The organism is Actinomadura meridiana (assembly GCF_039537545.1).
GTDB classification, from domain to species: domain Bacteria; phylum Actinomycetota; class Actinomycetes; order Streptosporangiales; family Streptosporangiaceae; genus Spirillospora; species Spirillospora meridiana.
The window spans coordinates 894,214-916,138 of record NZ_BAABAS010000006.1 but is presented as its reverse complement, the minus strand read 5'-3'; the positions used below and the strand labels follow the sequence as shown (position 1 = coordinate 916,138).

Sequence of the window (21,925 nt, the reverse complement as noted above, 5' to 3'; positions counted from 1 at the left end):
AGGCGGGCGGCGCGGGCGGTTGGTCAGTTGTGGATAACTTGGGTGCGGCCCGCGGCCAGATCGACGTCCTGGCGGAAGCGGACATAGGTCTGGAGTTCGTCCTCGATGGGGACGATGACCTTGTCCTTGGCGACCCGCTCTATGCCCTGGCGCATGTGTTGTTCCATCTTGTCGCCGTGTTTGGCGGACGACAGCGCGACCAGGTTGCGGCACGCCGACGAGGTGAGCCAGCCCATGCCCAGCGCGCAGACCGCCAGCACGGCCACGTAGGGGATGAGGCCCGCCTCGCCCACCAGGTCGTTCGGGTTGTCGCCGCCCGCGTCCAGGACGCCGTAGGCGACGAGCAGGCCGATCCACACGACGCTGAGGACGGCGACCAGGACCAGGAAGTACTGCCACGTCTTCACCAGCCACCACCAGCGCGGCACCTGGTTGAACGTGGGCAGGGCCTCCTTGAGCGACTCGCCGAGCACCTCAGGGATCTCGGCGGCGTGGGAGCGGGCGGCGTCGCGGACGGAGCGTCCCCAGTGCGGGGGCAGCTCCGGGGTGATGCCCTCGGTGACGGCCTGGAGGGCGTTGTCGACGTCGCCCTGCTGGGCGCCGACCGGGCCGGTGAAGGCGTCGCGGAGTTCCTCGCGCAGCTCCGTGAGGCGCATCCGGCGCAGCGGGTCGGAGCGGAGCCGGGCGGCGAGGACGGTGAGGGGCCAGCCGACGAAGTCGGCTGCGCGCAGCTCGTAGGCGCTCTCCATGGCCTCGGCGACGGCGGGCGCCCCGGCGGCGTCGGTCAGGGCCTGGACGAGGTCGGTGCGCCGCCCGTCGTCGACGGTGGTGGGCGGGTCGGCGTCGAGGCGGTACCCGGTGAACCGTTCGGCGATGCGGTCGACGTCGGCGGTGAGGCGTTCGCTGCGGGCCCGGCGCGCGGCGACGGAGTCGACCAGGACGTCCCGGAAGCCGTGGACGCCATCGTCGGCGACGGCGGAGGACGTCACGATGCGCGGGTCGGCGAGGCCCTCGGCCTCCAGCAGGCGGCGCAGGTCGGCGACGCAGTCGTCGATCTCGTGCGGGGCGAGCCGGTCGACCTGGTTGAGGACGATGAGGGTGACGCCGGTGTGCCGCGCGAACGGCACGATGTAGTTGCGGTGCAGGGCCGCGTCGGCGTACTTCTGCGGGTCGACGACCCAGACGAGCAGGTCGGCGATGGTGACGAACCGGTCGACCTCGGCGCGGTGCATCGCCTGGATGGAGTCGTGGTCGGGCAGGTCGATGAGGACGAGGCCCTGCAAACTCGCGTCGGCGCGTTCCAGGTCGAGGGCGCTGGCGCGGGCGTAGCGGTGGCGCTTGTCGATGTCGAGCCAGTCGAGGAGGGGCCCGGCGCCGTCCAGGCCCCAGACGCAGGAGTGGGCCTGCGACGTCATCGGGCGGCGCATCCCGGTCGGCGACAGTTCGAGGCCGCAGATGGCGTTGAACAGGGACGACTTGCCGCTGCCGGTGCCGCCCGCCAGTGCCACGACGGTGTGCTCGCCGGAGAGGCGGAGCCGCTGCCCGGCCCGGTCGAGCAGTGCCCCGGCCTCGTCCAACACGGGCCGGTCGAGCCTGCCGGTGCCCGCGCGGACGACCCGGTCGAGGCCGTCGAGCCGGGCGGTCAGCCCGGGCGGGACCGCGGGCTCGGCGGCGCCCCGCTCGGACGCGCCCAGTGCCGGGGGGATGGCCGAGGTGGTCATCGGGCGACCTCGAGGTTGTAGGTGGCCTGGTACAGCTGGACGGGGACGGTCTCGTCCGGGATGCCCGCGGAGTCGAGCACCTGCCCGAACCTGATGGCCTCCTCGTCGAACAGCATCCCGATGCGGCTGCGCAGGTCGGCGCGGGCCTTGGCGCCCATGCCGCGCAGCGACTCGGCGCCGAACAAAGCCTTCAGCAGCCGTTGCGGGACGGCGCTGGTGCCGCCCTCCACGGCCACGTCGGACGTGCCGTAGCCGAGCAGCCCGATCATCAGGACGAGCGAGACCGCCTCGGTGTCGAACGACACCAGCTTCGCGACCGAGCGCTTGGTGACGCCCTCGGTGCGGATCAGCTCCTGTACGTGGTCCTGCCAGGCGCTGACGGCCCGGGTGACGCGGCGCGACAGCTCCGGCGAAACGTGCCCGAGTTCGGCGTCGGCGGCGGCGAGGACCTGCCGTCCGGCGGGATGGTCGCGCCAGCGGACGATGACCTGGTCGGCGCCGTGCTCGGCGGACGCCATGATCAGCGATTCGAGGCCGCCGCGCAGCGCCGCCTTGAGCGCGCGGACCCGGGCGGGGCTGCGGCTACGGCGCCGCGCGGACCGGCCGCGCTTGGACCGCTGCACGCGCAGGGAGCGTTGCAGGTCGCCGGTGCCGGCGAACTCCTGCCAGCGGGCGAGGACCTCGCCGCGCAGCAGGGAGCCGTTGCGGGTGGCCTCGTCGAGTTCGGCGAGCGCGGTGCCGTACCCGGCCTCGACCTGTCCGGCGAGTTCGGCGCGCTGCTCGACCTGCGCCTCGACCTGCCGGGCGAGTTCGGGGACGCGGGTGCGGAAGCTGTCCAGGACGGCGGCGAGGGTGTCGCTGATGACGATCTCGCGGTCCTCGGCGTCCTCGGCGACGCCGGTGAGCCAGGCGCGCACGTCCTCGACGGTCTCGACGGGGAGGCGGCTGTTCTCGACGCGGGTCTCGGGGATGGTGAAGCGCCGCGCGTCGCCGACCTGGTGCTCGTCCAGCATCTCGCCGAAGTGCTCGACGACCTCGTCGCTCTGCGTCCCGTCGCCCTGCGGGACGCGGGACAGCACGACGCCGATCGTGGCGCCGTTCTCCCTGGCGCGCTGGAGCATCTGCCACACCTGCGCGTCGGCGTAGCGGGCGGCGGTGGTGACGCACAGCCACAGGTCGGCGGCGGCCATCAGCTTGGTCGCGAACTCGAAGTGGTCCTCGAAGACGGAGTCGAAGTCGGGGCTGTCGAGCAGGGCGAGGCCGGGCGGCAGGACGTCGCTGGTGATGACGACGAGCTGGTCACCGGCGATGGCGTCGGGGGCGGGGCCGCGGACCCGTCCCATGCCCGGCAGCAGCGGCCCCTCAAGGAACCACCGCGCGTGGTCGGGGTGGCAGACGAGGATCGGGCTGCTGGTGGTGGGGCGCAGCACGCCGGTGGCGCTCACCCGGGCGCCGACGAGCGTGTTGACCAGCGTCGACTTGCCCGCGCCGGTGGATCCGCCGAGGACGACGAGCATCGGCGCCCCGGCGGCCTGGATGCGCGGGAGGACGTAGTCCTGGAGCTGGTCGCGCAGCTCGTCGCGGGCCTCGCGGGCCTCCTGGACGCCCGGCACGTCGAGCAGCAGGTTGAACGCGCCGAGATGGTCGCGCAGGCTGGTGACCGCCCGGGTCAGCTCGCCCTGCCGGACCGTCCCGCCACCGCCGGACCCGGCGTGCCTGCCGGGCCGCACGCCCTTGCGGACCCCGGCCCGGGCGCCCTTCCTGGACACCTCTCTGCCCGCGTGCTTACCAGGGCCCTCGCCGGTGCCCTCGTCGTCCGCGCGGCCCTCGGGCTCGGTTCCGGGCGTGGCGGCGTCGGCGGGGGGCGCGGGGCCCTTGCCGCCGCGTCCCTGGCCGGTGCCGGCCTCCTCGTCGTGGACAGCGCTCTGCTCTGCGGGGGGTGTCACGGATCCCGTCCCATGTCCGCTCGAATCGTGTCGAACTCTCGTGCCACATCGACCACGTCGCCCACGACCACGATCGCCGGGGGCCGGACCGCTCCGGCGGCCATCTCGCCCGCGACCGTGCCCAGCGTCGCCGTCAGCGCCCGCTGGCCGGGCAGGGTGCCGTCCTGGATCACGGCGACCGGCGTGTCGGACGCTCGACCATAGCGCATGAGGGCCGGTGCGATCAGGGTCATCCGCTCGACCGCCATCAGCAGGACGATGGTGCCCTTCCCCCGGCCGAGCGCCTCCCAGTCGACGGTGGAGGCGGGGTGGTCCGGCGGGACGTGCGCGGACACGACGTGGAACTCCTGCGCGACGCCCCGGTGGGTGACCGGGATGCCCGCGGCGGACGGGACGGCGACCGCGCTGGTGATGCCGGGCACCACCGTGACGGGCACGCCGTGCCGGGCGCAGTACAGGGCCTCCTCGCCGCCGCGCCCGAACACGAACGGGTCGCCGCCCTTGAGCCGGACGACGAACCGTCCCTGCTTGGCGTGCTCGACGAGGTGCTCGTTGATGCGGTCCTGTGCGACCGTCCGGCCGTAGGGGATCTTGGCGGCGTCGATGACCTCGACGTCGGGGGCCAGCTCGTCCAGCAGGCCGCCGGGGGCCAGCCGGTCGGCGACGACCACGTCGGCCATCGCGAGGAGCTGTCGCCCCCGGACGGTGATCAGCCCGGGGTCGCCGGGGCCGCCGCCGACGAGGGCGACGCCGACGGGCTTGCGCCGGGAGTGCCGGGATTCGAGGCCGCCGTCGCGCAGCCCGGCCACGACCGCGTCGCGGATGCCCGCCGCGCGGCGGGGGTCGCCGCCGAGCAGGACCCCGACGGTCGCGTCGCCCGCGTGGCCGCTGGCGGGCGTCCAGGCGGGCGAGGACTCGGCGTCGTCGGCCCGGACGGACCAGATCCGCGCCTCGTCGGCCTCGGCGACCACGTCCCCGTTGACCTTGGAGTCGTCGGTGACGGCCTGGACGAGCCAGGCGTCGGCGCAGTCACCACGCCGGTAGGGCCGCTGATGCCAGCTGATCCGGCCGCGGGCGGCGAGGTCCTCCAGGGTGGGGGTGACGCTCGGGGAGACCAGCACCACGTCGGCGCCCGCGTCCAGCAGCGCGGGCACGCGGCGCTGGGCGACCCGGCCCCCGCCGACGACGAGGACGCGCCGGCCGCCGAGTCGCAGTCCTAGCAGGTACGGGGGCACGTGGTGTTTCTCTCGATCGGGTGTGCGGATCAGCTTGCGGTCGCCGGTGACGGACAAGCGTCTTCGTGGAACAACGGTACTCGGGTTCGGGAGTGCATGGAGAGGCCCGCCGGGCAGTCGATAGCCGATCGCGACTCATTCCGTGATCGTTTAGTTACAGGTCTCCGGCGTCCTTGCCGCTGACCCCGGCGGAGTCGAACGTGGCCACCTCGTGCAGCACCCGTACCGCCCCCTGGACCAGCGGCAACGCCAGCAGCGCGCCGGTCCCCTCGCCCAGCCGGAGTTCCAGGTCGACGAGGGGGCGCAGGCCCAGCGCGTCGATCGCGGCGGTGTGGCCGGGCTCGGCGGAACGGTGTCCGGCGACGCAGGCCCCGACGACGTCCGGGCACAGGGCCGCGGCCACCAGGGCGGCGGCTCCGGCGATCACGCCGTCCAGGACGACGGGGACGCGCAGCGCCGCCGCGCCGAGCACGAACCCGGCGATCGCGGCGTGCTCCAGCCCGCCGACCGCCGCGAGCACCTCAAGGGGGTCGGCGCCGTCCCCGGCGGGGAGGCCGTGGCGGGCCAGGCCCGCGGCGACGATCTCGACCTTGCGGGCGTGGGTGGCGTCGTCGATGCCGGTGCCCCGGCCGGTGACGCGCTCGGGCGGCAGGCCGGTGAACGCGGCGATCAGGGCGGCGGACGCGGTGGTGTTGGCGATGCCCATGTCCCCGGTGAGCAGGCAGCGCGCCCCGGCGGAGACGCGGTCGCGGGCCACCTCGATGCCGACCGCGACGGCGCGGCGGGCCTCGTCCATGGTCATCGCGGGGCCGAGCGTCAGGTCGGCGGTGCCGGACGCGATCTTGCGTCGGAGCAGCCCGGGGGCCGGGTCGAGCTCGGCGGCGACGCCGACGTCGACGACGGTGACCTCGGCGCCGACCTGGGCGGCGAAGGCGTTGACGACCGCGCCGCCCGCCAGGAAGTTGGCCACCATCTGCGCGGTGACCTCCTGCGGCCACGGCGTGACGCCCTGGGCGTGGACGCCGTGGTCGGCGGCGAACACCGCGACGGCGGCGGGGACGGGCAGCGGCGGCGGGCAGTGCCCGGCCAGCCCGGCGAGCCGGATCGACACCTCCTCCAGGACGCCGAGCGACCCGGGCGGCTTGGTGAGGCGGGCCTGGTGGTCACGGGCGTCCCGCATGGCCGCCTCGTCCGGCGGCGCGATGGCGGCGATGGTCTCGTCGATCAGATCCACGTGTTCTCCCTCAGATGCCCAGCCCACCTCAGATGCCCAGCTCGCCGAGCACGTTCAGCAGCGTGTCGTTGGACGTCTTGTCCCGCACGGCGATGCGCAGCCAGTCGGGGCCGAGCCCCGGGAAGGTGTCACCGCGCCTGACGGCGTAGCCGCGTTCCCTCAGCAACGCCCTGATGCCGAGGGCGTCCGGCACGCGCAGGCAGAGGAAGGACGCTCGCGCCTCGGGCACGACGTAGAGGCCGCGCCTGGCGAGTTCCGCCGCGAGCCGGTCGCGTTCGGCGGCGAGGTCGACGGCCCACGCCTCGGCCTCGGCCACGGCGCCGGGGGCCGAGCACGCCTCGATCGCGACGAGCGCGGGCGTGGACACGGCCCAGAGCGGCTGCGCCTCGGCCAGCCGTGCGATCAGGTGCGGGTCGGCCAGGACGTATCCGGCGCGGAGCCCGGCGAGCCCCCAGGTCTTGGTCAGGGACCGGACGACGACCACGCCGACGGGCAGCCTGCCGGTCAGGGTCTCGGGCTCGCCGGGGACGCAGTCCATGAACGCCTCGTCGACGACGACGGTCCGGCCGGGGCGGGCCAGCGCGGCGATCACGTTCGCCGGGTGCAGCACCGATGTCGGGTTCGTCGGGTTGCCGATCATGACGAGGTCGGCGTCGGCGGGGACGGCCGCCGGGTCGAGCGTGAAGTCCTTGCCGAGGATCACCCGTTCCACCGGGTGCCCGGCGGCCTCCAGCGCGGCCTCCGGCTCGGTGAACTGCGGGTGGACGACGACCGCCCGGCGCGGCGCGAGGACGCGGGCGAGCAGGACGAACGCCTCGGCCGCACCGGAGGTGAGCAGCACCTCGTCCACCGACCTGCCGTGCCGCCGCGCCGCCGCCCGCCGGGCCGGACGCGGGTCGGGGTAGGCGGCGAGGTCGGCGACGGACGCGCGCAGTCGCTCGGCCAGCCAGGGCGGCGGGGCTCCCGTGCGGACGTTCACGGCGAAGTCGACGAGCCCGTCGCCGACCTCGGAGTCACCGTGGTGCCGCAGATCTATGTCATGGTGCCGCAGGGCGATGTCCTGGGAACCGGTAAGGAACGGACGGACGGTCACCTGCGCCTCCCGCGTCGCTTCCAGGGCCGCCACCAGGGTTTCATGGCTTGCGGGGTATTACGTCCTTATGCGCCAGGCTCGTCCGGGTCGCCGGGAAGTCCGGGGGTGGTCTCGATGGAACGGATCGTCCGGGACGCTCGCCGCCCGGTCGCGGGAATGTCCCGCTCACCCCACACGACGATCACGGGGTTGTCGGACGGTTCGACCTCCGCGCCCAGCGGGGCGGCACCAAGCTGGACAGCGTCGGCAACGAATCCGTGTTCGGTCAACACGTCCAACGTCTCCCGCGCCGTGGCCGCATCGGGGAGCACGACCAACCGGGACGGTTTCAGCACGGCGCACGCGCGGACGGCGTCCGGCTCGGCGAGCCCCGGGCCGATGAACACGGCGTCGGGTTCGGGCAGGTGGAGGCCCGTGGACCGCACGTCCCCGGACGCCATCGCGACCTTCACACCGTGCACCCGGACGTTCTCCCGGATCCGCTCGCACGTCGCGTAGTCGCGGTCGACGCAGACGACGGCCGCGCCGAACCGCGCGCATTCGATGCCCACCGAGCCGTCGCCGGACTCCACGTCCCACACCATGTCGCCGACCCGGGGGCCGAGCTTGGCCAGCACGAAGGCCCGCACGTCGGGCCGGAGCCCGCCGCGCTCGCCGAAGGCGTCGGCGGGCAGCGCCCAGCCCGCCGGGCCCGGCGCGGCCCCGGAGATCCAGGTCGTCTCGCCGAGCGCGTGACGGTTGTCCAGGACGAGCACCACATGCGGGTCGTTCCACGGACGGGTGGTCGCCTCTGCCGGACGGACGTAGACGACCCGTTCCCGGGGCCCGTCCAAGTCTTCACAGACGACAAACGAACGCGGAGTGACGGGGAACAGCGCGCGCGCCAGTTCCGCGGGCCCGGCACCCGGCCCGGTCAGCACCGCCACCTTGGGGTGGGCTCGGCAGGCGTTCACGGCTTGCCTCAGGTGTCCGTCGCGGGCCGAGACGACCAGCGCGTCTTCCCAGGGCAACCCGGCCTGGGCGAACGCCCGCGCCACCAGGGGTGCGGCAGGAAGGACTTCTGGCGCGTGACCCTGTTCGAGCAGCATCCGCAGGACGCCGAAGCAGCCGGGATCGCCGTTCACGACGAGCACGACGTCCTGGTCGGTGACGTCGACGCCGCGCAACGCCTCCACCAGATCGTGGGCGGCGACCGTCTCCGCGTCCGGGGCGGTGGGGAGTCCGTCCAGCAGTCCGGGCTCGCCGATCACCAGCGCGGCGCTCTCCAGCGCCGCACGGGCCGTCTCGCTCAGCGGGGAGCCGTCGCGACCGACGACAGTCAGCATCGCCTACACCGCCAGTCGCCTACCGGGCCATTCGCCCGTACATGCCGACCATGCGTTCGCAGGCCGGATCGAGCAGGACCACCTGCGCGGCGACCGGGCTGGTGGACGCGCCCGCGCCCGCGGCGGCGAGACGCTCCAGCTCACCGGCCGTCCGGCGGCACAGCTCCCGGCCGCAGGGGCCGAGCTTCCCGGCGGCGTCCCACGCCTCGTAGGCGGCGCGCGTCGTCGGGGCCTCGGTCACCTCGGCGGCGAGCGCGACGCCGCCGTCCATGTCCAGGGTGATCGAGCCGAGGACGCCCGCGACGCCCCGGTCGCCGCCGAGGAGAAGGGCCTGCTCGTCGATGCCCGCGACCAGCACGACCCGCGCGGGCGCGTCCTTGAGGGCCGTCTCGAACGCCTCCCGCAGCCGCGCCGCCCCCGACCGTTCGGGCGGTTGCGCGGCGACGGAGACGAAGCGGGAGTCGGGCAGGCCCGGCAGCATGCGCCGGGCCACCTCGTGCGCCCCGCCCCCGTACATGACGAGCGTTTCGTCCGCTTCGATCACTCTTGTCCCCCGTCCCCGGCCGGTGGGTCCGTCACCAACCGGCTGAAGACGATCATGTCCTGGTTGACGCCGTCGGAATCACGTTCGGCGCCCCGAGCGACGCCCTCGCGCACATAGCCCGCCTTCTCGGCGACGCGGATGGACGCCCCGTTCGTGACCATGGCGCGCAGCTCCACGCGGTGGATCCCGCAGCCGTTCAGCGCCCAGTCGGAGACGAGGGAGAGCGCCTCGGTGGCGTAGCCGCGCCCCCGGGCCCCGGGCCGCATCCCGTAGCCGACCTCGCTCGTCCCATGCTCCCAACTGACCTTGAACAGGCCGATGGTACCGACCAGGTCGCCGGTGTCGCGGCCGACCACCGCGAGGTGGATGCCCAAGCCGAAACGCTGCAGCTTGTGGACGCCCTCGCGCAGGAACCAGGCGAGGGGCTCGGCCTCCAGCCCGCAGGGGAAGTTGGGCGGGAGAAAGTCCTCTCTGGCGCGGATCACCTCGATCAGCGCGGCCGCGTCGTCGAGGCCGAACGGGCGCAGGACGAGCCGTGCACCCTCCAGCCGGACGTTGCCCTCGAAGGCCCTCACGCACGCTCCCCTCCGCAGGCGCCGATCTTGTCGGCCGACACCGCGGCACGATAACCCAGCGTGAGCCGCGAGGCCATGTCGTCCAACACGAACGGCGCGCCGGGTCGGCGCGCCGTTCGTGAAGAGGGAGGTCAGCCGAGCGCGCCCGCGGCGCCGGGGATGGCGAACCAGACGGCCTTGCCGCGGACCGGCGGCCCGAGGCGCGAGCGCGTCCGCCGCGTGCCCCAGCGCCCGCCGGACAGCTCGCGGACGATGCTGAGCCCGCGCCCGCAGTCGCCCGACGTCCACGAGTAGCCGGGCAGCGCGGCGTCGGCGAACGCGTCGAAGACGGCGCACCGCACCTCACCCGGTGGACCGTTCGCGGCACCGGCCGTCGAGCCCGCGACGGGCTGGCCCGTGCCCCGGTACAGCCACAGCTCGTGCGGGCCGTGCTCGCCCGCGTGCTGGTGCGCGTTGGTCGCCAGCTCGCTCACCATGAGCTGCGCGTCGGCGATCGCGTCGCGCGGGACGTCGAGGGCGGCGAGCGCCTCGCGCAGGACGCGGCGGGCGTGGCCCGCGCATCCGGCGCCGCCCGGCAGGGCCCAGACCCAGCCGGGCATGGTGCCCGCGGAGGTGTCGGCTCCACCGGTGCCGTCGGCCATCGCGTCGGCGAAGGTCTCCGCCGTCAGATCGGCTGTCGTGCTCTTCACGGGTTCCTCCCGCGGTCGGCGTGCACGGGCGCGCGTGTCACTGTCGGTCCCCCGGTGGTCACGGAACCCAAGCGTGTCGTGAGATTCTCACGTCCGCAACTGCCTTCGCGAAATTGCTCTGCCCTTCCTGCCGGGTTCGCCAATCGCGTTGTGACAAGCGTCAAGAGTCGTAAGACTCCACTGCCATGACCTACCGCCCCACCGTCCGTGGCCGCCGCCTGGCGCGGGAACTGCGCAAGCTGCGCGAGGAGCAGGGCCTGACCTTGCAGGAGGTCGCGGACCGGCTCGACTGGTCGCGGGCCACCGTGTCCCGCCTGGAGACCAGCCAGACCAGGCCAAAACCCGGCGACATCGCCGACATCCTCGACCTGTACGGCGTGCCGAGCCCGGCGCGCGACGCGCTCATCACCCTGGCCCGGCAGGCCGGTCAGCGCGGCTGGTGGACGGCCTACCAGGACGTCTTCACGGGCAGCTACGTCGCGCTGGAGGACGAGGCCTCGCACATCCGCACCTGGGACCCCCAACTCGTCCACGGCCTGCTCCAGATCGAGCAGTACTCCCGCGCCGTGATCACGGCGGGCCGGCTGCTGCCCAGCCCGGAGGACATCGAGCGCCGCATCGCCGCCCGCAAGATCCGGCAGTCGCTGCTGGACCGGCCGGACGCCCCGCGCCTGCACGTCATCTTCGACGAGGCGGTGCTGCACCGTCCGATCGGCGGCGAGAAGGTGATGCGCGCCCAACTGGAGGCCCTCGCCACCGCCGCGACAACCCGCCCATCCGTCGTGATTCAGGTACTTCCATATACGACAAGGGAGCATGCGGGCCTTGACGGACGATTCACCATATTGTCGTACCCGAACCCCGCAGACCCGGATATCGCCTATGTGGAGGGGACCATGGGTGACGTTTACCTTGAGAGTGCTGAGGCAATAGCAAAACATAGGGATCGCTTCGATCGCATCGAGGCGGCCGCCCTGTCCCCCGAGGAATCCGCGCACCTCATAGCCGAGGCAGCAAGGAGCAGCCCGTGACCAACCCGCAGCGCGAACTCACCGGTGCCGTCTGGCGCAAGTCGTCCCACAGCGGGAGCGGCGACCAGTGCGTCGAGGTGGCGCCTCTGTCCAGCGACCTTCGCGCGGTGCGCGACTCCAAGGACCCCGGCGGCCCGGCGCTGGTGCTGACGCCGTCCGCCTGGCGGAACCTGCTGAGCGCGATCAAGGAGGCCTAGCGACGGAGCTACGGTTCAGGGGCCGCGGCGTGACACGCCGCGGCCCTCGCCTTTTCCCGAAAACCGAAACGCTCCTTTACCGAGGCCCGCGACGTGACGGCCCGCGCGGCCCGGTGAGACCGATCGCACATCAACGCCCGGAATGGAGGTAGGGCACCGGGTGCTGCACCGGACAGCACCCAGCGATCAGATGTCTGGAGATGGGACACACGATGTCCACGCAGGAAGGCGCCGTGCACGAGGACGCCACACAGGAGGACGCCGCACGGTTGCTCGTCCGAGCCCTTGAGGCCGAGGGCGTCGAGTACGTCTTCGGGATTCCGGGCGAGGAGAACATCCACTTCGTCCACGCCCTGAACGAGTCGTCCATCCGGTACGTCCTCGTCCGGCACGAGCAGGGCGCGGCGTTCATGGCGGAGATCTACGGCCGCCTCACCGGCAAGGCGGGCGTGGCGTCGGCGACGCTCGGCCCCGGCGCGATCAACCTCCAGCTCGGCGTGGCGGACGCCACCACCAACAGCACCCCCGTCGTGGCGATCTCCGCGCAGGTCGGGCTCGACCGGATCTACAAGGAGTCGCACCAGATCGTCGACCTGGTGTCGCTGTTCCGCCCGATCACCAAGTGGTCGGAGCTGGCCCCGACCGCCGAGGCGCTGCCCGAGATGGTCCGCAAGGCGTTCAAGACGGCGCAGACCGAGCGTCCGGGCGCCGTCTACCTGGCGATCCCCGAGGACGTCGAGTCCGCGAAGGTCGCGGCGGGGCTGCGGCCGCTGCCGGTCAACGTCGTCCGGACGCAGGAGCCGTCGCCGTCGCAGATCGCCCGCGCCGCAGACGTGCTCGCCCTCGCCCGCCGCCCGATCATCCTCGCCGGGCACGGTGCGACCCGGGCCCGCGCGAGCGAGGCGCTGCGGTACTTCTCCGAGCGGCTCGGGCTGCCCGTCGCGACCACGTTCAACGGCAAGGGCGTGTTCCCCGACGACCATCCGAACGCGCTCGGCGCGGTCGGCTTCATGCGCCACGACTACGTCAACTTCGGCTTCGACGAGGCGGACGTCCTCATCGCGGTCGGCTACGAGCTCCAGGAGTTCGACCCGACCAAGATCAACCCACAGGCCGACAAGAAGATCATCCACATCCACCAGTTCCCCGCCGAGGTGGACGACCACTACCCGGTCGAGGTCGGCGTCCAGGGCGACATCTCCCGGACGCTGCACGTCCTGGCCGACTCCGTCCACCGCCGCTTCGACGTCAACGGCACGGACCGTCCTCCAGCCCCCGCCCACCACCATTCAACGGACGAGCTCCGCTCGACTCACCGTCCTCCAGCCCCCACCCACCACCATTCAACGGACGAGCTCCGCTCGACTCATAGCCGGATCCGCGAGATGATCCGGGAGGAGCTGGCGGAGGGGGCCGTCGAGGACGGGTATCCGCTGTCGCCGCGACGCATCGTCTCCGACATCCGGGCCGCGATGGGACGCGCTGACATCGTCCTCGCCGACACCGGCGCGGTGAAGATGTGGATGGCGCGCATGTACCCGACGTACGAGCCGAACACCCTGCTGGTGTCGAACGGGCTGTCGTCGATGGGGTTCGCGGTTCCGGGCGCGATCGCCGCCAAGCTCGCCCATCCCGACCGGAGGGTTTTGGCGGCAACCGGTGACGGTGCGTTCCTGATGAATTCGCAGGAGTTGGAGACCGCCGTCCGGGAGAACATTCCGATCACCGTGCTGATCTGGGACGACTCCGCCTACGGCCTGATCGGCTGGAAGATGGACCTCGATATCGGCACCAGCTCCAACATCACGTTCGGCAATCCCGACTTCGTGAAGTACGCGGAGAGTTTCGGTGCCCGCGGTTACCGGATCGAGTCGGCGGACGAGCTGTTGCCGACCCTGCGCAAGGCGCTCGCCGACGACACGGTGTCGGTCATCGCCGTCCCGGTCGACTACTCGCACAACCTCCAACTGACGGACAAGCTGGGCGACCTCACCGACCCGTTCTGACCGGACCGCTGACTGGAAGCCCTTACCGACCGCGCGGTCGACACCGCGCGGGGTATGTGACGAGGTTCACAAGCTCCCGGCAAGGAGGTACGCCAGCAATAAATACCGCGAAATCCCGTCGAAGCGGACAGATTTTCGCCGCCACTCGACCGCCACCCGCATTATCGGAACTGATACGGCGGACTCGCCCAAGATTAGAGCATGGCAAAGAAGATTGACTTGGGCGGTCAAGGCGCGTGAGATTTCTCGATGGACGGCTTCCCGAGGACGACTTGTCCGCAGGGCACCGCCGACCCTCTGAAATTCTCACAAAGGGGTTTGCCGTGGTCTTTGGCGGAAATCGCGGGCAGGCCGAGCGGATGGTGGCGGCCGCCGAGGCGCGGTTGCTGGAGGCGGGCAGGCTGCTGCGGCCCGCCCGCACCTCGACCGACCTCCGGACGGTGTACCAGGACGACCAGAAGGTCAACGACGCGCCGTACCGGGAGCGCTGGGCACACGACCGGGTGGTGCGTTCCACACACGGCGTGAACTGCACCGGGTCCTGCTCGTGGAAGGTGTACGTCAAGGACGGCCTCATCACCTGGGAGACGCAGCAGACCGACTATCCGAGCGTGGGGCCCGACCGTCCGGAATATGAGCCCCGGGGGTGTCCGCGCGGAGCGTCCTTCTCCTGGTACACCTACTCGCCCACCCGCATCCGCTACCCGCACGCACGCGGCGTGCTGGTCGAGATGTACCGGGAGGCCCGGCGCCGTCTCGGCGACCCGGTGGCGGCGTGGGCGGAGATCACGGGCGACCCGGAGCGGCGCCGCCGCTACCAGTCGGCGCGCGGACGCGGCGGCCTGGTGCGGATCGGCTGGGACGAGGCGCTGGAGATCGCCGCCGCCGCGCATGTGCACACGATCATGGAGCACGGGCCGGACCGGGTGGCGGGCTTCTCCCCGATCCCCGCGATGTCGATGGCCTCGCACGCGGTGGGCGCCCGGTTCATGGCGCTGATCGGCGCGCCGATGCTGTCGTTCTACGACTGGTACGCCGACCTTCCGATCGCGTCGCCGCAGGTGTTCGGCGACCAGACCGACGTCCCCGAGTCGGCCGACTGGTGGGACGCCGGATATCTCATGCTGTGGGGTTCCAACGTCCCGGTGACGCGCACCCCGGACGCGCACTGGATGACCGAGGCGCGCTATCGCGGGCAGAAGGTCGTGGTCGTCTCCCCCGATTACTCCGACGCGACGAAGTTCGCCGACGAATGGCTGCACCCGCATCCGGGAACCGACGGCGCGCTGGCCATGGCGATGGGCCACGTGATCTTGCGGGAGCACTTCGTCGAACGCACAACGCCCTATTTCGACGAATACATCAAGAAGTACACCGACCTTCCGTTCCTGGTGGAGTTGCGGGAACTGCCGGGCGGCGGGTTCGCGCCGGGCAAGTTCGTGACGGCCGCCGCGCTGGGGTTGGAAACGGATGCCACCCCGGCGCGGCGGCGCTGGCAGCCGGTGCTGTTCGACGCCCGGACCGGCGCGCCCAGGGCCCCGGCCGGGACGCTGGCCGACCGCTGGGGCGCCGAGGGCGAGGGCCGCTGGAACCTCGACCTCGGCGACCTGGACCCGCTGCTGACCTTCCACCAGGACGGCGCCGAGAGCGTGGAGATCGTCCTGCCCCGCTTCGACGGCGTCGATGGGACGGGAACGATCCGCAGCGGCGTCCCGGTCCGCCGGGTGGACGGCCGGACCGTGACGACCGTGTTCGACCTCCTGCTCGCCCAGTACGGGGTGGAACGTCCCGGCCTGCCCGGAGAATGGCCGGACGGGTACGACGACCCGAGATTCCCCTGCACGCCCGCGTGGCAGGAGGGCATCACGGGCGTCCCGGCGCAGCGGGCCGCGGCGATCGGCCGCGAGTTCGCCGAGAACGCCGAGCGCACCCGCGGCCGGTCGATGATCGTGATGGGCGCGGGCGCCAACCACTGGTTCCACTCCGACACGATCTACCGGGCGTTCCTGTCGCTGCTGATGCTCACCGGCTGCGAGGGCGTGAACGGCGGCGGCTGGGCCCACTACGTCGGGCAGGAGAAGGTGCGGCCCCTCGCCGGATGGCAGCAGCTGTCCACGGCCGCCGACTGGGAACGTCCGTCCCGCCAGATGGCCGGGACGCCCTACTGGTACATCCACACCGACCAGTGGCGGTACGAGAGCTTCTCCGCCGACGCGCTGTCGTCGCCGACCGGTCCCGGCGCGTTCGCCGGACGCCACACCGCCGACCTCGTGGCCCAGTCGGCGCGGCTCGGCTGGATGCCGTCCTACCCGACCTTCGCGGCCAACCCGCTGGACCTCGGCCGGGAGGCGCGGGAGGCGGGCGGCAGCCCCGCCGACTGGATCGCCGAGCGGGTCGCCGCCGGACGGGTCGGCTTCGCCTGCGACGACCCCGACGCCCCGCGGAACTGGCCGCGCGTGCTGACGGTGTGGCGGGCGAACCTGATCGGGTCGTCGGCCAAGGGCAACGAGTACTTCCTGCGGCACCTGCTTGGCGCGCAGGACGCCGTCGGCGCCGCCGAGGCCCCGCCCGGCGACCGGCCGCGCGAGGTCGCCTGGACCGACGAGGCGCCCCGGGGCAAGCTCGACCTGCTGATGGCGCTGGACTTCCGGATGACGTCGACGACGCTGTTCGCCGACCTGGTCCTCCCGGCCGCGACCTGGTACGAGAAGCACGACCTGTCCAGCACGGACATGCACCCGTACGTGCACGCCTTCTCCCCCGCGATCGCGCCGCCCTGGCAGGCCCGCACCGACTTCGAGATCTTCCACGCGCTGGCCCGGCGGCTCGGCGAGCTGGCCAGGGGGCGGCTCGACACCGTCCACGACCTGGTCGCGACCGCGTTGCAGCACGACACGGCCACCGAGACCGCGCAGCCCGGCGGGGCCGTCCCGGCCGGGGGCGAGCGTCCCGTGCCGGGCGTCGACTTCCCGACGATCACGCTGGTGGAACGCGACTACACCGCCATCGCCGACAAGCTCGCCGCGCTCGGCCCGCTGCCGCGCGACGAGGGCATGTTCGTCAAGGGCGTCCGCGTCCGGACGGGCCCGGAGGACGACTGGTTGGCGGCCCGCTGCGGCACCGCCGAGGACGGGCCCGCGCGCGGACGGCCGCTGCTGGACACCGACGTGAAGCTGTGCGAGGCCGTCCTCGCCCTGTCCGGCACCACCAACGGACGGGTCGCCGCCGAGGGGCTGCGGCACCTGGACCGCAAGTGCGGGCCCGGTTCGGGCCTCGCGGAACTGGCCACCGGGGTGGCCGAACGCCGGACCGTGTTCTCCGACACGCAGAACGGGCCCGTCCAGGCCGGGACGAGTTTCGAGTGGTCCGGAAAGGAGGCCCCCGACCGCCGTTACTCGCCGTTCACCGTGAACGTCGAACATCACAAGCCATGGCACACGCTCACCGGCCGCCAGCACTTCTTCCTCGACCACGACTGGATCATCGAGTACGGGGAGCAGTTGCCGATCTACCGGCCGCCGCTCGACATGACCGCGCTCGGCGAGAGCCGTCCCGACCGCGTCTCCGACCATGCCGTCCCCGGTCATGGCGGCGCGGAGCATCCCGACGGGCAGGACGGCAGACAGGTGACGGTGCGGTACATCACGCCGCACTCCAAGTGGTCCATCCACTCCGAGTACCAGGAGAACCTGCTGATGCAGACCCTGGCGCGGGGCGGGCCGGTGATCTGGATGAGCGTGCCGGACGCCGAGGCGATCGGCGTCGCCGACAACGACTGGGTCGAGGCCGTCAACGCCAACGGCGTCGTCGTCGCCCGCGCGATCGTGTCCCACCGCATCCCGCACGGCGCGGTGTTCATGTACCACGTCCAGGAACGCCTGGTGAACGTGCCGAAATCGCAGGCCACCGGGCGCAGGGGCGGCGTCCACAACTCGCTGACCAAACTGCTCGTCAAGCCCACCCATCTGATCGGCGGCTACGCCCAGCTGTCCTTCGCTCCCAACTACTACGGCCCCACCGGCAACCAGCGCGACGCGGTCACCGTGGTCCGCCGCCGCTCCCAGGAGGTCCGCTACTGATGCCCGTACCCCGCCGCGTGCTGGCGCAGATCGCCATGGTCATGAACCTCGACAAGTGCATCGGCTGCCACACCTGCTCCGTCACCTGCAAACAGACCTGGACGAACCGTCCCGGCACCGAGTACGTCTGGTTCAACAACGTCGAGACGCGGCCCGGCCAGGGCTATCCGCGCGGCTACGAGGACCAGGACCGCTGGCGCGGGGGCTGGCAGCTCCGGCGCGGGCGGCTCGTCCCGAGGGCGGGCGGACGGTTCGCGCGCCTCGCCCGGATCTTCGCCAACCCCGACCTGCCGGAGCTGGACGACTACTACCAGCCCTGGACCTACGACTACGAGACGCTGACGTCCGCGCCGCTCGGCGACGACGTCCCGACCGCGCGGCCCCACTCGCTGATCGACGGGCGTCCGCAGGCCGTCACGTGGGGCCCGAACTGGGACGACGACCTCGGCGGCGGCCCCGCGCACGTCGCCGACGACCCGGTGCTCCGCAAGGTCGGCGACGACGTGCGGCTGGAGTACGAGAACTCCTTCATGTTCTACCTGCCGCGCATCTGCGAGCACTGCCTGAACCCGTCGTGCGTCGCGGCGTGCCCGTCCGGGGCGATGTACAAGCGGCTGGAGGACGGGATCGTCCTCGTCGACCAGGACCGCTGCCGGGGCTGGCGGATGTGCGTGTCCGGCTGCCCGTACAAGAAGGTCTACTTCAACCACAACACCGGCAAGGCCGAGAAGTGCACGCTGTGCTACCCGCGGATCGAGGCGGGCGAGCCGACGGTGTGCTCGGAGACCTGCGTCGGGCGGCTGCGCTACCTCGGCGTCATCCTCTACGACCCGGACCGGGTCGGCGAGGCGGCCTCCGTCGAGGACGAGAAGGACCTCTACCCGGCGCAGCTCGGCTGCTTCCTCGACCCGAACGACCCGGAGGTCGCGGCGGCCGCCGAGGCGTCCGGCGTCCCGCACGACTGGGTGACGGCCGCGCAGCGCTCACCCGTCCACGCGCTGATCAGCCGCTACAAGGTCGCGCTGCCGCTGCATCCGGAATACCGGACGATGCCGATGGTCTGGTACATCCCGCCGCTGTCGCCGATCGTGGACGCCCTCGCGGGCACCGGCAACGACGGCGAGGACGCGGACAACCTGTTCGGCGCCATCGACTCGCTCCGGATCCCGGTGTCCTACCTGGCCGAACTGTTCACGGCGGGCGACCAGGCGCCGGTGCGCGACACGCTGCGCAAGCTCGCGGCGATGCGCTCCCACATGCGCCGCGTGAACCTCGGCGAGGCGGAGGATCCCGAGATCGCGCGCAGCGTCGGCATGGAACCCGCCGAGATCGAGCGGATGTACCGGCTCCTCGCGATCGCCAAGTACGAGGACCGCTACGTGATCCCGACCGCGTACACCGCCTCGGGCCACTCCCACGACATCGACTCGTGCAGCCTGGACGGGCTCGGCGGCCCCGGCATGCTGGACGACGGCGCCCTCGCCGACGCCTTCCACGCGCCGCCGGTGCCGACCCCGCGCGCCGGGGTGCCCGCCGCCCGCGCCGCAGGCGGCGGCCCGGGTCCCGGCCGCATCAACCTGCTCAACTGGAACGGCGACGGGCGGCCCTCGGGTCTGTTCCCGCCGCGCACCGGGGAGGAGGCGTGACGGTCCGGCTGGTCTGCCAGTCCGCGTCGTTGCTGCTCACCTACCCGGGCGAGGGCTGGGCCGAGACGCTGTCGCTGGTCGCCGGGTCGCTCGCCGACTCCCGCGAGACACCCGCGCGAACCCTCGCGGACTTCTGCGCGGACATCGCGGCCGTCCCCGCCCTGGAACTCGGCGAACGGTACGTCGCGACCTTCGACCGCAGCCGCCGCCGCACCCTGTTCATGACCTACTACACCGACGGCGACACCCGCGCGCGCGGCGCCCGGCTCGCGGACATGAAGGCCCTCTACCGCACGCACGGATGGGGCCTCGGCGACGACGGCGAACTCCCGGACTTCCTACCGGTCATGCTGGAGTTCGCCGCCCGCGTCCCCGCACCGGGCGTCGCGCTGCTCACCGATCACCGTCCCGGGCTCGAACTGCTCCGGCTGGCGCTGGAGGACGCGAAGAGCGGCTACGCGGCCGTGCTGCGCGCCCTGTGCGCCGTCCTGCCCGGCGCCAGCCCACGGGATCGCAAGGAGGCGCGCGAACTCGCGCGCACGGGCCCCCCGACAGAGACGGTGGGTCTGGAAAGTGGTTTCGGCCCTGTCCGCGCCCCAGGGGAAGGATCACGACGTTGAAACATCTGAACATCACGCTGTGGGGGGTGCTGCCGTACCTGGTCCTGGCCCTGTTCGTCCTGGGCAGCGCCTGGCGGTTCCACTACGACCGCTTCGGGATCACCACGCGCTCCAGCCAGCTCCACGAGAGCAGGCTGCTGAAGGTCGCCGGGCCTGTTTTCCACGTCGGCCTGCTGATGGTCATCGCGGGCCATCTGGTCGGGCTCCTCGTGCCCGAGAGCGTCACCGAACGGCTCCAGGTCTCCGAGTCCTTCTACCGCGCCAACGCGCTGCTGGTCGGCGGTGCCGCGGGCCTCGCCACGGCCGCCGGGCTCGCCGTGCTGATCTGGCGGCGGCTGCGGACCCGGGCGGTGCGCGCCGCGTCGCTGCCGAGCGACCGCGTCCTGTACCCGATCCTCGCCCTGGTCCTGGCGGCGGGGCTGGCGGCGACGCTGCCGAGCGGGGTGTCGGGCGACTACGACTACCGCCTCGGCGTGTCCATCTGGTTCCGCAGCCTGTTCGAGCTGGACCCGAACGTCGACGCCATGCGGAACGCGCCGCTCGTCTACCAGGTGCACACGCTCACCGGCATGGCGCTGTTCGCGCTGTGGCCCTTCAGCCGCCTCGTGCATGCGTTCGCGGCCCCGGTCGGCTACCTGGTGCGCCCCTACATCGTGTACCGGTCACGCGGCGCGCACGGTCGTGATGGACAGCATCAGCGGGCCTGACCGGCTGCCCGCCGCGAGCATGAGCACGCCACTGTCACGCTGCCTCCTGGGCTGGGTGGTCGGCATCACCGCCCTGGCGGTGCTGGTCTGCGCCGTCCCGCTGACCTTCGCCGTCCAGCGCTTCTACAACGATGAGGCGATCACCCACCTGGACCACGTCGCGCGCGCCCTCCAAGCGTCCCGGCCCGCCGCGAGCATGGACCGCGACGCGCCGCTCGGAACCGCGTCCGCGATCGTCGGGATGTACGGGCAGAACGGCCGGCTGGTCCTCGGGCAGGGCCCGCCGGTCTCCTCCGCCGCGTCGCTGTGTCAGGACGGCCGCATGCACGACACCGTCGAGGACGGCCAGTACACCGCGACCGCGCCGCTCCTGCACCCGGCGGGGAGGATCACGGTGGTGCGGGTCGGCATCCCGTCCGCCCGGATCCACCACCAGACCGAATGCGCGTGGGCGCTCATCGGGTGCGTCGCGTTCGTCCTGCTCCTGCTGGCCGCCGCCGCGGCCCATCTCGTGGCCGGACGGATGGTGCGCCCGGTGCGGCGCCTCGCGGCCGAGACGGCGCAGCGGCTCGAGGACGCCCTGCACCGCGAGCGCGCCTTCAGCAGCGACGTCGCGCACCAGCTCCGCACGCCCCTCACCCGGCTGCTGCTCGGCCTGGAGGCGGCGACGCGGCGGCCGGGCGATCCGCGGACGGCGATCCGGACGGCGCTCGACCGCGGCTGGTCGCTCGCCGACATCGTCGAGGACATGCTGCACCTCGCCCGCGACACCCAGCCCCGGGAGCGGCTCGACCCGGCGCGGCTCGTCCAGGAGACCTACCGGCGGCGCGCCCCCGACGTCGCGGCGGCCGGACGGCGGCTCGCCGTCGCGGTGCACCGGCCGCTGCCGCCGGTGCACGCCTCCGCGACCGCGCTGATCCAGATCCTCAACGTGCTGATCGACAACGCCCTCGCGCACGGCGCCGGGACGATCACCCTCACCGCCCACCTGGTGGAGTCGGGGGTCGCCGTCGACGTCATGGACGAGGGTCCGGGCCCCGACCCGGACGACGACGTCTTCCGGCGCGTGCCCGACGACGGCGCGGTCGTCCGGCACCGGATCGGGCTCGCGCTCGCGCGGTCACTCGCCCGGGCCGAGGGCGGGTGCCTCCACCTCTCCGGGTCCGGGCCCACGGTGTTCAGCCTCGTGCTCCGGGCCGCTCCCGGGTCCGAGCCGCCGGTGCCCGGCCCGCCCCGGGGGCCGCGGCGCGGGGACCGCGACGTCCGGGACGGCTGAG

At 72.6% G+C, this 21,925-nt stretch carries 17 protein-coding genes; 8 read left to right on the top strand and 9 right to left on the bottom strand.

What is annotated here, in order from left to right:
• Nucleotides 1-23: 23 nt before the first annotated feature.
• From ABD808_RS17165 to ABD808_RS17125, 9 genes are all read right to left on the bottom strand, one after another.
• Complete coding sequence (locus ABD808_RS17165) at nucleotides 24-1,721, bottom strand: GTPase family protein (RefSeq protein WP_344897521.1); 1,698 nt, start codon at nucleotides 1,719-1,721, stop codon at nucleotides 24-26.
• Nucleotides 1,718-3,667 carry a GTPase family protein gene (locus tag ABD808_RS17160; RefSeq protein ID WP_344897518.1) on the bottom strand — a complete coding sequence of 650 codons (1,950 nt, stop codon included), beginning with the start codon at nucleotides 3,665-3,667 and terminating at the stop codon, nucleotides 1,718-1,720. The genes ABD808_RS17165 and ABD808_RS17160 overlap by 4 nt, the downstream gene beginning before the upstream one ends.
• Entirely contained in the window at nucleotides 3,664-4,902 is a 1,239-nt protein-coding gene (gene cobA / locus ABD808_RS17155; RefSeq protein WP_344897971.1) for a uroporphyrinogen-III C-methyltransferase, read from the bottom strand. The genes ABD808_RS17160 and cobA overlap by 4 nt, the downstream gene beginning before the upstream one ends.
• A 154-nt stretch (nucleotides 4,903-5,056) precedes the next feature.
• The gene (gene cobT, locus ABD808_RS17150; protein WP_344897515.1) at nucleotides 5,057-6,136 is read right to left on the bottom strand and encodes a nicotinate-nucleotide--dimethylbenzimidazole phosphoribosyltransferase; all 1,080 of its coding nucleotides are present in this window, start codon (nucleotides 6,134-6,136) and stop codon (nucleotides 5,057-5,059) included.
• A 28-nt stretch (nucleotides 6,137-6,164) separates the two neighbouring features.
• Complete coding sequence (gene cobC / locus ABD808_RS17145; RefSeq protein ID WP_344897968.1) at nucleotides 6,165-7,193, bottom strand: Rv2231c family histidinol phosphate aminotransferase CobC; 1,029 nt, start codon at nucleotides 7,191-7,193, stop codon at nucleotides 6,165-6,167.
• Nucleotides 7,194-7,294: 101 nt separating this feature from the next.
• Complete coding sequence (locus ABD808_RS17140; RefSeq protein WP_344897512.1) at nucleotides 7,295-8,554, bottom strand: bifunctional cobalt-precorrin-7 (C(5))-methyltransferase/cobalt-precorrin-6B (C(15))-methyltransferase; 1,260 nt, start codon at nucleotides 8,552-8,554, stop codon at nucleotides 7,295-7,297.
• 19 nt (nucleotides 8,555-8,573) lie between these two features.
• On the bottom strand, nucleotides 8,574-9,098 hold the full coding sequence (locus ABD808_RS17135) for a hypothetical protein (protein WP_344897509.1): 525 nt from the start codon (nucleotides 9,096-9,098) through the stop codon (nucleotides 8,574-8,576).
• Nucleotides 9,095-9,673, bottom strand: coding sequence for a GNAT family N-acetyltransferase (locus tag ABD808_RS17130; RefSeq protein WP_344897506.1), 579 nt, complete (start codon nucleotides 9,671-9,673; stop codon nucleotides 9,095-9,097). The genes ABD808_RS17135 and ABD808_RS17130 overlap by 4 nt, the downstream gene beginning before the upstream one ends.
• A gap of 131 nt (nucleotides 9,674-9,804) precedes the next feature.
• Complete coding sequence (locus ABD808_RS17125) at nucleotides 9,805-10,362, bottom strand: ATP-binding protein (RefSeq protein ID WP_344897503.1); 558 nt, start codon at nucleotides 10,360-10,362, stop codon at nucleotides 9,805-9,807.
• Between the two features lie 185 nt (nucleotides 10,363-10,547).
• Between ABD808_RS17125 and ABD808_RS17120 the strand changes: the two genes are divergently transcribed.
• The 8 genes from ABD808_RS17120 to ABD808_RS17085 all read left to right on the top strand — a co-directional run bounded on the left by ABD808_RS17120 (nucleotide 10,548) and on the right by ABD808_RS17085 (nucleotide 21,924).
• A complete protein-coding gene (locus ABD808_RS17120; protein ID WP_344897500.1) occupies nucleotides 10,548-11,393 on the top strand; it encodes a helix-turn-helix domain-containing protein in 846 nt (281 codons plus the stop codon).
• Nucleotides 11,390-11,590 carry a DUF397 domain-containing protein gene (locus tag ABD808_RS17115; RefSeq protein ID WP_344897497.1) on the top strand — a complete coding sequence of 67 codons (201 nt, stop codon included), beginning with the start codon at nucleotides 11,390-11,392 and terminating at the stop codon, nucleotides 11,588-11,590. The genes ABD808_RS17120 and ABD808_RS17115 overlap by 4 nt, the downstream gene beginning before the upstream one ends.
• A gap of 212 nt (nucleotides 11,591-11,802) precedes the next feature.
• On the top strand, nucleotides 11,803-13,596 hold the full coding sequence (locus tag ABD808_RS17110) for an acetolactate synthase large subunit (RefSeq protein ID WP_344897494.1): 1,794 nt from the start codon (nucleotides 11,803-11,805) through the stop codon (nucleotides 13,594-13,596).
• A 359-nt stretch (nucleotides 13,597-13,955) separates the two neighbouring features.
• Nucleotides 13,956-17,675, top strand: coding sequence for a nitrate reductase subunit alpha (locus ABD808_RS17105; protein ID WP_344897965.1), 3,720 nt, complete (start codon nucleotides 13,956-13,958; stop codon nucleotides 17,673-17,675).
• Entirely contained in the window at nucleotides 17,675-19,321 is a 1,647-nt protein-coding gene (gene narH / locus ABD808_RS17100) for a nitrate reductase subunit beta (RefSeq protein ID WP_344897491.1), read from the top strand. The genes ABD808_RS17105 and narH overlap by 1 nt, the downstream gene beginning before the upstream one ends.
• Entirely contained in the window at nucleotides 19,318-19,941 is a 624-nt protein-coding gene (gene narJ / locus ABD808_RS17095; RefSeq protein WP_344897489.1) for a nitrate reductase molybdenum cofactor assembly chaperone, read from the top strand. The genes narH and narJ overlap by 4 nt, the downstream gene beginning before the upstream one ends.
• The gene (narI, locus tag ABD808_RS17090; protein WP_344897486.1) at nucleotides 19,938-20,648 is read left to right on the top strand and encodes a respiratory nitrate reductase subunit gamma; all 711 of its coding nucleotides are present in this window, start codon (nucleotides 19,938-19,940) and stop codon (nucleotides 20,646-20,648) included. Before narJ ends, narI begins: the two co-directional genes overlap by 4 nt.
• Nucleotides 20,626-21,924 carry a sensor histidine kinase gene (locus tag ABD808_RS17085; RefSeq protein ID WP_344897483.1) on the top strand — a complete coding sequence of 433 codons (1,299 nt, stop codon included), beginning with the start codon at nucleotides 20,626-20,628 and terminating at the stop codon, nucleotides 21,922-21,924. Before narI ends, ABD808_RS17085 begins: the two co-directional genes overlap by 23 nt.
• Nucleotide 21,925: the final 1 nt, after the last annotated feature.

Excerpts from the sequence above, each read along its gene's own strand:
- ABD808_RS17165 (WP_344897521.1), bottom strand. The coding sequence starts at position 1,721 with ATGACCACCTCGGCCATCCCCCCGGCACTGGGCGCGTCCGAGCGGGGC.
- ABD808_RS17140 (WP_344897512.1), bottom strand. The coding sequence starts at position 8,554 with ATGCTGACTGTCGTCGGTCGCGACGGCTCCCCGCTGAGCGAGACGGCC.
- ABD808_RS17120 (WP_344897500.1), top strand. The coding sequence starts at position 10,548 with ATGACCTACCGCCCCACCGTCCGTGGCCGCCGCCTGGCGCGGGAACTG.
- ABD808_RS17110 (WP_344897494.1), top strand. The coding sequence starts at position 11,803 with ATGTCCACGCAGGAAGGCGCCGTGCACGAGGACGCCACACAGGAGGAC.
- ABD808_RS17105 (WP_344897965.1), top strand. The coding sequence starts at position 13,956 with ATGGTGGCGGCCGCCGAGGCGCGGTTGCTGGAGGCGGGCAGGCTGCTG.
- narH (WP_344897491.1), top strand. The coding sequence starts at position 17,675 with ATGCCCGTACCCCGCCGCGTGCTGGCGCAGATCGCCATGGTCATGAAC.
- ABD808_RS17085 (WP_344897483.1), top strand. The coding sequence starts at position 20,626 with ATGGACAGCATCAGCGGGCCTGACCGGCTGCCCGCCGCGAGCATGAGC.